The sequence below is a fragment of the Niastella sp. sgz303648 genome, assembly GCF_059587045.1.
The window spans coordinates 583,925-594,811 of sequence record NZ_JCAPSW010000001.1 but is presented as its reverse complement, the minus strand read 5'-3'; the positions used below and the strand labels follow the sequence as shown (position 1 = coordinate 594,811).

The following is a 10,887-nucleotide window of genomic DNA, read 5'->3' as shown; positions in this document are numbered from 1 at the left end:
TTTTTCAGTTCAAAAATACATTCAATGGCAACTGCAAAGAAAATATTGATTTTAGTTTTCATGATGCTGGCAACTTATCTGCATTCCCAGGCACAGAATGCCGTGGCGGTCAGCAGCAATCCCGGCCCCGGACTACATGTGGCGTTAAACTGGGCGCCTTTTCCCGGTGCGGTGAAGTATAATATCTTCAGGAAGAATGATGGCGCAGCCGCTTATCCCGGCACACCACTCAACGCAACGCCTGTACAGGTACTATCAAACTGTGCCACGATCAAATCGGTATTGATCACCGGAGTTGATTCGACCTGGTGGAAAGCTGTGGCTAAAGCATTGTCTGGACCGCCTCCGGCCGGGGCGGGGTTATTTGATCCCTGTTCGGTAAGTACACTAACAGCCGGTTCAGAAAAGCAAAAGCGCTTATACATGCTTGCCAGGTCGTCGATGCCCATTGCTATTGTGGCGGGACTGGGCTACAAAGACAATACAGTTACCAATGGAACCGGTTATCGTTACCAGATCGTGGCATTAAATGCTGCCAATACGGTTATCGGCACAGTAGCAACCGATCTGCTGGTAACAGCAGGTTCATTCACCCCATTGGCGCCGCCTGCTAACGTTGTTGCAGAACCGGGTGATGATGCCGTGCTGGTAAGATGGGACAGTGTTGGCGGAGCTGCCGGATATATGGTGGAAAGGGCGCCTGTTGCTGCTGGACCTTATCAGCAGGTAAACGAAAGCCATTTTTCTGCCAAAGTAACCAAACATCTGAACGGCGACACGCTTATTCCTTCAACGAATGGGTTGCTTGATTTTAAACGTTACACGGCCGTTTTTGGAAAAGATTCAACACATCTTGTTAATGGTATCGCCGTTGGCGGACCTAAAAACAATAACAGCTATTATTACCGCGTAAAAACCCTTGATCTGTTTATGAGGCCGGGGACAGCGTCTGCAGTATTCGGTCCCACTACACCGAGAGACAGTACCGATCCCAGCATTCCTTTCGATCTTTCTACCAGCACCGATGATGTTGCCGGGCAGGTAACCGTACGCTGGCAACAGGTGGTACGGGATGTGAACGGGCACTGGGAATACCCCGACAGCACTATCAAATACAGGTTATACCGTTTTACTTCTTCCGATAATCCCAATTCCATTTCTTCGACCTATCTCGGCGAGCTGCCCACTATAAAGGGATTGAAATACCGGGAATATACCGATACCGATCCGTCGTTGCGTTCAGTATTCGGCAACAGAACATGGTGGTACCGCGTACGGGCCATTGATCAATCTACCAATATCAGTCAGTGGTCTTCGGCCGTATCTGCCATCGTAAAAGATGTTACCCCGCCGGCTGTTACAAAAAACATAGAGACGAAAGGTTTTGAAGATTACATATCTGTGAAATGGCAGCCCAACAGTGAACCCGATATAGCCAGCTACATGATTTATCGAAGCCTTTGTCATTTGGGTTCATGGGTCGACTGCAACCAGAAGGATACATGCCGTACATGGCAAACTTATGATCCTGCAAAATATTTTGAACAAAAGGATGGTGACAAATCGCCCAATGAAACAGGTGCTGCGGCAGGTACTGATGTTCCCAAACCAAAACTTCCATGCCCCTGCAGCGGTTCATTCGTTTTTCTTGGCGAGATCACCAAAGATTCTGTTAGCAGAGCGATAGCAGCCGGCAATTTCTTTTTCAATGACCGCACCGTACCACCGGGGTCGCCGTTGTGTTATGCCTATTGGGTAAAAGCAAAGGATTCCTCGGATAACCTCAGCGGTTCATTTCCTATTCCTTCACCGGCTGAACAGCAGCAGATAAAATGCGAAAGACTGAGAGATAAAACACCACCCGAAAATGCCATCATTTCAGGATTGTTTGCACAGGCAGAACAGATAAGAGTGGAATGGATAGGACCACCCACACAGGATACCAGGGCTTATCACGTATACCGCGCCGATGGAACCAATCCGAATGTTGAACCTAATGATGCTGCCTACACATGGGTGGGCGGTATGACGGTTGAATTACCACCTGCGATGCCGGTTGTATTAACAAGCCCCTATGTTCCGCCGGCTATGGCCACCTGCGATAAAATTTCCGTACAGGCAACACCGTGGATGAGCCAGGGTTTTTTTGAAGACAAACACATCAAACCCAAAGCTACTTATTGGTATAAGGTAGTGGGTATTGACTATGATGGCAACGAAACCCCATTGAAAAAGGCCGCCGCGATCAGCACATTCAGTTTTACCCGTAAAGTGCCTGATGCTCCGGTAATCACTTCTGTTGATGTGCAAACCGACACCTGTGCTGCAGTAGTAAATTGGACGCCTGTGTTCGATGCAACCCGGCAAACTGGTTTCATTGTGTATAGAAGCAGTAGTGCAGCAGGGCCATTCATACCAGTGGTGGTAAGCCCGGTAAAAGGTAATTCTTTCACCGACAGGAAGGTGGTGAAAGGACAAACCTACTGGTATGCCACAGCGCTGCTGATGCAAAACGGACGATTGTCGGCTTTGTCACCGGCAAAAAGTGTAACACCATAAACGACTTATTACCATAAATAATTTTCATTTATGAAACCTTGCTTTTGTATTCGTGTACTTGCAGTGATGCTATTGTTTACAATAAATAGCCGGGCACAGGATCCTGATCCCGAATGGGCAAAAAAAAATACCTGGTTCTTTAAAAACTTCACAAAAGATACCTTGCCCTGGTCATTGTTCAGGGAAACATTCATTGGGGTGGCGCCTGCGCCTTCTGCCGACTTTGACCAGATATTTTATAATGCACTTTACCAGACAAAGCTGGCAGGTCCCGGTCTTTGCTATGGCATGGATGTAATGGAGTTACTCATGATGAAGAATGGCGGGCATCTGGGATATTGCCATCCTCCTTATATATACAGTGGGGGCGGACCTCCTGACGATCCTATTCTGGAAAGAGCTATTGAAATCACACATGGCAACCAGATCAACCACGGTTTTCTTTCTTTTTGTCTCGATGTTCTCGCTCTCGGCAAACTGCGTGATGGTAATTACGCAGCTGCCAAAGTACAGGAATACCTTGCGAAGAATGATCCTCCTGTAATTTGCATCAGTGCCAGTACCGGAGGTATTACAGGCGATTCAGGACATGTGGTGGTGCCTTATGCCGTTACACAAAGCGGCAGTACCAAAAAAATATGGGTGTACGACCCCAATCGCAGCTGGTATATACCCGGCTCCGACGGGCAGCAATGGTATACTTCCCACTCAAATTTTATTACCGTTAATACAGCCACCGGTGCCTGGTCATTTGTTTTTGCAGGCGGAAGTTTATGGTTCGGTGATCCCGGAAATGGAGGAAGGATTATGGCTTGTCCCTTATCAGTAGCGGGCAAAAAAGACAGGTTGCCTCAATCATTGCTGGCAGAAGGGGCTTATGCGCTTAATACCATTCTTATTTATGGGAAAGTAGCGATTGATCAGATAATGGATACCGTTAGCCGGCGGCAATTACTGAACGATGCAGGAACCGATATGGAGAAGAGCGATGAAAAAAGAATGAATAATCTGCTTGGCTTTATACCCCTCAACGGCGGCCGTCCTATAGTGCCTGCAGTCAATAATAAGACCTTTTTTTTCAGGGGAAGCAATCCCCTGCAAATCCGCTACAGGGCCCTTGGCAGGTATAGGATTGGCATGATATTTCACGGAAAATATTATGAAGTTGCGGGAACAGGTAACGGAGAATCTCTGTTATTCAGGCCAGAGGATAAATTTATAAAATTCAGCAAACAGCCGGGGTAAAAAATGCTCCGGATGTACAAACTGTAGATAAAAGGATCATATTGAAAAATTGGGGAAGCAGGTATTTAGTTCATAATGCGAAGCATTTGCGATATGAGCGAAGACGCATTACTCATTGGAAAAGACGCTACGCTATTGGTGTGAATCTTTTTTCTGCAGACGCACGGTCATTGTCATGGGGGATTTTATAATTTTCAGGAAGCGAAGGTTCATTAACCATGGGAAAAAGCTTTTTCCCGTGAGCGAAGGTTCTTCGCAAATGTGCGAAGGGTCATTTGTCATGAGAAAAAGTTCATTGCATGCAAGCAAAAACATTTTTTCTGTAGGTGCAGACATAATTACCTCAGGCAATTACCCGATTACCATAAGCAAAAAGCCAAATTCCATAAGCAAAGACACAGTTACTACAAGCAAAGACAAATTTCCCATGGGAAAAGCATTTTTTCCTATAAGCAATGAATCATTTCTCATGGGAAATCAGGCCTATTCTGCTGACTTCTAACCCTATTTACTTCCCGAGGATCCCCAACACCCCCCAACAATTTGAACTGATGCGGATAAACCGGATAAAACAAAAAGGCTCACATTGCTGTGAACCTTTCTATCCTGTGGAGTCCGCCGACACTATGAAACAGGCAGCGCACATAGAACCGTCAGGTCCTTCAGATTCTCCCGTAAACGAAGAAAAACCTGCAACTGAGAGAATTGCAACAACCGGCACAATGGCCCATTTTAATTTTCTTCTGATCATTTTGTTTGAGTTTAAATTAATAAAATGAATTTCTATTCTCTAACGCTATTGGGTAGTACTGTCACGAAAATATCCATGTTCGCTGTGCTATACATGCAGTGAACTTATTCATAATTACTTCTGTAATTCCGATCTATATCGGAAGCATCAAACGGGAAAAGATGTGTTTTTATGACATTTAAAACCTATTCGCGGAAATTTTTGTTCCGTGAACCCAACTACCTTACATCGGTTAAATTAATTATTAATCTCAAAACTTAATTTTCATGAAGAAGTCAGCTAGCTTATTGTTATTGGCTATTGTTGCCACTATGGGTGTTTCACTTTCTTCGTTCGTTTCATTTGATGAATCTTCTAACAATCAGCAGGCGTATGACGGCAAATGCCCGAATGGTAAGGTGATTACTGTTTGTGGTGTAAATGGCTCCGGTTGTACTCCAGCTGGTGAGTGCTAATTAATTAAACAGGAACGCTACACTCATAACCATTGCGTGTAGTGTTTCTCCCTTTTTATATGCAACGAAGCATTCTTATTGAATATGAAAATATATCTATCCATCGTATTGTTTTTCCTGTATACCTTTTTTACAGGATGTAATCTTTCTGCCATTGAAACGGTTGAAACGTCAGCTATTTCGGATGACCACTATGAAACCATCCGGGTTCCGGACGCTGATTCGGCCTATATTAATTTTGATTCAGCATTGAACTTTTCGGACTTTATCATTTTGAAACCCAATCCCCAGATCAACGTTTCCAGTTTGTCTGATATATACTCCCTGAAGCGAATATTTCTGGTAGACAGTATATTTTATATTCTTGATATAAAGTATATGACGGCTACAGTATACGATATGAGGGGGAAATACCTGTTTACCTTTAATAAGATCGGTAAAGGTTCCGGAGGAAGCACGTTCCTTCTTGATCTTTTCATCGACCAAAAAGAGAAAGCTGCTTATTTAGTCAGCAATAATCCCGGTAAACTAATAAAATATACATTGGATGGGGCCCTGGTTCATGAATATTATCCCCCGTTCTATCCTTCTTCTATGAGCAAGGTTGGGGGCAGGTATCATTTTGATTTGAATTTCAACCACACCAATTTAACGGGGAAAAATAATTTCCTGACTACCGATACTTCATTTAATGTAATGAACAGGGCATTCCCTTACAAACCGGGAGAAGATAAATCTTCCTATTTATATAATGGAGGGATCTTTACAGTGAATGATTCCCTGGTTTACTATTCACCGGGAAAATCGAATGCCATTTACCACATTGAAGACGGAATGATCGCTGCGTCTTACTATTTCAAGTTCGTTCATGATACGGTCGCTGTTGATTTGGCAAAACCCAAACTCCGGGTGCCGAACGAGTATCAGCTGGTTAACCGGCTGTACAGGTATGATAACTATATAGGATTCAATTATTCCAATGATAAGACCTACAAAACCAGCTTGTGCCTGTATAATCTTAGCGATAAGCGTTTTTTAAAAAGTAAAAACATTGACCTGTTTGAAAACGCCTTAATTCATCAATCGAACAATAAAATCATCATTGGCATAAGCGTGAAGGGTTTTTATGACAAGTTAAAAGCCAAGATGAATGCCCATGGGACTTATCCAGCCTGGTATGAAAAAGTTCTCCAAAAAATGGAGGGTGAGAAAATTGACAACTCCACTATTGGTATTATTATTTGCAGCGTAACATAAAATATATGAAACAGATACTTCTATTGGTATTAATATTTGTCCTGTTTTTTTCAGGCTCCTGGCTTGTAAGGAGGGAACTTTCCCGAAAAAAAAATGAAAAGAAGGATGCGCATGTTGAAAAAAAGGGAGTTCCGCTTACCAATTTTAAAATGAAAAGCGAGATCATCGACCTGGGTAAGATCTACAAGATGGATACGCTTATAAAATGCGACTATGTTATCTATAACCTGGGGCCTGAAAATCTATATATATATGATGTAAAGCCGGATTGTAAATGCACAGGTTATAGCAAAATAGATAAAAGCAAACCTGTAGCACCCCGGGATTCGTCGGTCATCACGCTTGAATACAGGCCTAAAATTCCCGGCACTTTCCAGGTTACTGCGAGCGTAGAGACAAATGCTGAGAATAGTGCCTTTCTAATCTTAAGAGGGGAGGTAGCAGATCCTGCCAGTAAATAATAAGCTTACCCCAACAAGAATTATATATATAAGTATGCGCAACCTTTTAGTATTCGTATCTATATTCCTGTCCACTACTTTAGCCACTTTGGCACAGTCCGGTATTAATATTCGCATCGATCCCCGCCGAACATCCGGAGGGGATGTTTCTGACTATTTTTCGGAAATCGAGTACATCCCATTGGAAACAACCAAAAATAGTTTGTTCGGAGTGCCCGAGTGGTTGATTATAACCGATAGCAGTATCGTAATTGGAGATAGAGATACCTGGCAGCTGTTATTTTTTGATGCGAAAGGCCGGTTTATTGTAAAATACCCCCTGCCAAAGGAAGCTAAGGATTTTTCGCAAAAAATGATAATTGAAAAGAACGTAAGAACAAATGACATCCTGGTAACCTGCTATCCAAACAGCACCGGGTTTGGCCAAATACTGACGTACTCCGGCAAAGGACTTTTATTAAAAAGAGATCGATATAAGTTTCAAAATGGTGAAGCGTATACCAGGATCTATTTTAACTCCGGCCAGTATGCGTTAAACATGGTAAAGTACCTTCAACCCAATGGTAAACTATCCGCAGATCAAATCTCTTTAATTAAGGAATATGATGCTAATAACAGGTTTGTAAAGGATCTTTTTTCGCTCGCTCCTGCCGACAACCCTTTTGCATTCACTTTTGCCGGTGGGATGTCGGTAAGTCAGACAGAAGATAATAGTTGCGGATATTTTGTTATTCCATTCGATTACAGGCTTTACAAGATCACAAGAGATAGCATTTCTCTGGTGGGTAGATTTATTTTCCCGTCCAGGAATGTATTACCGGCAATAGATTTTTCGGATTATAAGAAGTTCGATAGCCTGGCAAAATCTAAAAACTCTGATTTTAACCTGGTTCAAACAGTAAAAAATGTCAGTTGCTTCAATAAAAAGATTTTATTCAATGTTCAAAAACGTGTGTCATTGGTACCCTCCGGGGGAGTAATATTTGACCCTTTGAACTTTATGTTTGATACAGAAAAAAATGAATTGATGTCTTTTGAAAGGATCGTTCCGGATTCCTTGTCTTATTACTTACCGATCATGGATGGGTTTTCAAGCACCAGTGGCATGAACCTGCACAAGGGCTATTTATATAGTTCCATGTCATCTTTAAATATGTTTAGGGCATATGAGGGAAACAAATCAAAAAAAACACTCTATCCGCCAGTATTGCTGGATTATTTCAGCACTCAAACCCGGGAGAGTAATCCGGTAATCGTAAAAATGAGCCTGAAAGGTTTTAAAGAATGAAATGCCGCGTAGCAGGTTTTATCGTAACTCTGTTATTTTTCTCTTTCACCCTTTCCGCGCAGGATAATGGCGGCGTTGTAATGGGGAAGGTAAAGGACTCGTCTTATAACGTTGTTCTTGGCAACGCTACTGTAGCCGTGTATAAAAAAGCAGATAGCACGCTTTTGCAATTTTGTATCCCCAATAATTTTGGAGAGTTTTCCTTGTCGAAGCTACCCTTTAACGATACGCTTCGAATACAGATTACGCATGTTGGTTACGCCAAATATGAAGAGACCTTTATCATTCGCCCTGATAAGAGGCTGGTAGATTTTGGCTGGATATACCTTCACCAATATGCAACGGTCGGAGACGAGGTGGTTATTACAGCTGCTATTGCCCCGGTACGGATGAATGGCGATACGCTTGAATTTAATCCGCGTGCTTTTAAGATGCAAACCGATGCTACGGCGGAGGATCTTATGCGGCGCCTGCCGGGCTTTACTATATGGAGTGATGGAACTATAACTTTTAATGGCAAAGAAATCAAGGCATTGTTTGTAGATGGTAAGCCATTTTTGGGTGGTAAAGATATTACCATTGCTACCCAGAATTTACCTAAGGACGCATTGGATAAAGTACAGGTATACCAACAGTATGATGAAAAGAACCCATTGGATTCTACCCTGATGGCCAACCTGAAAATGAAGCACGCAAAAAAGATGGGGTATTTCGGGAAACTGGGAATAGGTTTTGGAACAGATAAACGGTATGCTGCAGATGCAATGCTAAGTGGCTTTAATAATAAACTGCAGGTAACCGCAGTTGTTACGGCTAATAACACCAATAAGATTGCCAAAGACATTGATGTGCTGATACACAATAATTCATTTAAAGGCGAGGGTAATAATATTGATTATCAGCCCGATTTTAATCTGGCAGGGCTTAATAAACCTGTAACAGGTGGCATACGGTTTCAATATGATTTTATATCAGATGTAGCAAATCAGCGAAACGAGCGCATCAATGCGGATTATTTTATCAATCACAATAATACGCAGATAAATAATAGTGCTACAACAAGAACAATACTTACACAGGACAGTTTTCTGGTAAAACGGACCGGCAATTCCAATTCAAGTGCCTATACGCATCAGCGTTTTAACAGCGTGTATAGCAAAAGTGACAAGACCAGGTTGTTTTCCATTGGTTTTGATGGGGGCAGTGACTATAAACAAACGGTCAATACTGGTACTGACGAACAGGAACGAACCGGTTTAGGCGTCGTAAGCAATGGAAATTTCAGCGCCGAAAGCAGGGAGCTTACCAAAAATGGATTATTAACAGCAGAGTTTACAAAGCGTAGCGACTGGTATAACTCATCCTATCAGCAACACAAGCGTATTCCTACAGACTTTACACTTCGTTACTCATTCAATATCATCAGTACTGAAGGCAGCGGACGCAACCAATCCAGGTTTACCAACTTTTCTACTGTAGGTCAACCAGCCGTTCAGGCGTTTGACCGGCTGTACGCTGAGCGTGACAGTGCATCAAAAAGTTCAGCTGTGTACGCGCAATATCCCTATCTGCGACAACTTATATTTGGAGAAAAAAATTTGGGCAATTTTGACTTGAAGTTGGGTGGGAATTTCATATTTCAACATAACGATTATGTCAATGTTGTTGCAGATGTGGATACTTTTTCAAAAAATTATTTGCTCAACAATTATCTCACCAATAAGCGCCAGCAACTTATCACGGATCTACAGCCGGAGGTGATCGTTTCAAAGCAATTTCAGAAAAACCTTACCAACCGGTATTCCCAATATATTATCCTGGAAGCGATAGCCAGAAGTCAATACTATACTAACCGCCACGATGCAACTCAGGCTATCCAGGATTTTCACTATCATTACGGGCGATTTATTCCGCAATTCTCTGCTACCTATAATAATCACCGGTTTGGGAAACGTGAAGTGAAGTTTAGTGTGAAATATGAAACCCAGGTTCGTTATCCAACCGTTCAGCAGATCGCTCCACTTGTAGACAGCACCAATTTGTGGGTGATACCAGGAGGCAATCCCCACATCAGGCCTGAGTACAACAACAACTATTCGGCCTTCTACCTTTTTGAAAGTCGCCAGTCCAAAAATCCCTATAGTATAGGATTAAATTTTGACTACACCCGGGCGAAAGATAAAATGACAGACAGCAGTCTTTATGACGATGCCGGCAGAATGCAGGTATATACTACTAATACCAATGGTTATCGTTACTGGCATGCCGGTGCGCTTGTTAAAAAAGCGTTCAGTCCCAATAAACACAATACTTTTGAGTTTTCTGCTCAATATAATCTTAACAGGTATGTTGTTCCGCAGTATATTGATCATGTAAGCAGTATTTCAAAAAGCATGGCCCATAATATTGATGGGCAACTTGGGTATACATACAGGCATATCGTCAACTTAAAGATCCAGCAAGGGGTATATTATTATGATCATGAGCAATATGGAAGCAACAGCGTAGGTTTTAATAGCAATGTGTACTATACGCGTATTGGAGGTACCGTGTTGTTTTTCAACCAGCTGCTTTGCAGCAGTAATATTACCTATCGCAATAGTTCTGCACAAAGCCAACCTGCCATTAAATATACGATCTGGAATGCCAGTGTTGCCTATCGTTTTTTAAAAAGTAATCAGGGTGAAATAAAATTTTCAGCGCTTGACTTACTAAAACAAAACATGGGTGTAATTAATGTCAGTGAGCGGAATATCCAGACATTTGGCTACAACAATGTAATGCAGCAGTATTTTCTATTGAGCTTTGCCTACTATCCCAGGAAGTTCGAAAAATGACCAGGTACCTATGTCGGGCTTCGTTCCTTCAATC

At 42.4% G+C, this 10,887-nt stretch carries 7 protein-coding genes; all 7 read left to right on the top strand.

The window, feature by feature from the left end; genetic code table 11:
- The first annotated feature begins 24 nt into the window (after nt 1-24).
- The 7 genes from AC59IL_RS02085 to AC59IL_RS02055 all read left to right on the top strand — a co-directional run bounded on the left by AC59IL_RS02085 (nt 25) and on the right by AC59IL_RS02055 (nt 10,853).
- Nucleotides 25-2,559: a fibronectin type III domain-containing protein gene (locus AC59IL_RS02085; protein ID WP_496550411.1), complete on the top strand. Its 2,535-nt coding sequence runs from the start codon at nt 25-27 to the stop codon at nt 2,557-2,559.
- Between the two features lie 30 nt (nt 2,560-2,589).
- Entirely contained in the window at nt 2,590-3,804 is a 1,215-nt protein-coding gene (locus tag AC59IL_RS02080; RefSeq protein ID WP_496550410.1) for a hypothetical protein, read from the top strand.
- A 1,017-nt stretch (nt 3,805-4,821) separates the two neighbouring features.
- Nucleotides 4,822-5,010 carry a hypothetical protein gene (locus tag AC59IL_RS02075; RefSeq protein ID WP_496550409.1) on the top strand — a complete coding sequence of 63 codons (189 nt, stop codon included), beginning with the start codon at nt 4,822-4,824 and terminating at the stop codon, nt 5,008-5,010.
- A gap of 84 nt (nt 5,011-5,094) precedes the next feature.
- Nucleotides 5,095-6,267, top strand: a complete 1,173-nt coding sequence (locus tag AC59IL_RS02070) for a DUF4934 domain-containing protein (RefSeq protein ID WP_496550408.1) — start codon at nt 5,095-5,097, stop codon at nt 6,265-6,267.
- Between the two features lie 5 nt (nt 6,268-6,272).
- Nucleotides 6,273-6,728: a DUF1573 domain-containing protein gene (locus AC59IL_RS02065; RefSeq protein ID WP_496550407.1), complete on the top strand. Its 456-nt coding sequence runs from the start codon at nt 6,273-6,275 to the stop codon at nt 6,726-6,728.
- Nucleotides 6,729-6,762: 34 nt separating this feature from the next.
- The gene (locus AC59IL_RS02060; RefSeq protein ID WP_496550406.1) at nt 6,763-8,016 is read left to right on the top strand and encodes a 6-bladed beta-propeller; all 1,254 of its coding nucleotides are present in this window, start codon (nt 6,763-6,765) and stop codon (nt 8,014-8,016) included.
- Nucleotides 8,013-10,853 (top strand): outer membrane beta-barrel protein, encoded by a 2,841-nt coding sequence (locus AC59IL_RS02055; RefSeq protein WP_496550405.1) that lies wholly within the window; start codon nt 8,013-8,015, stop codon nt 10,851-10,853. Before AC59IL_RS02060 ends, AC59IL_RS02055 begins: the two co-directional genes overlap by 4 nt.
- Nucleotides 10,854-10,887 lie beyond the last annotated feature (34 nt).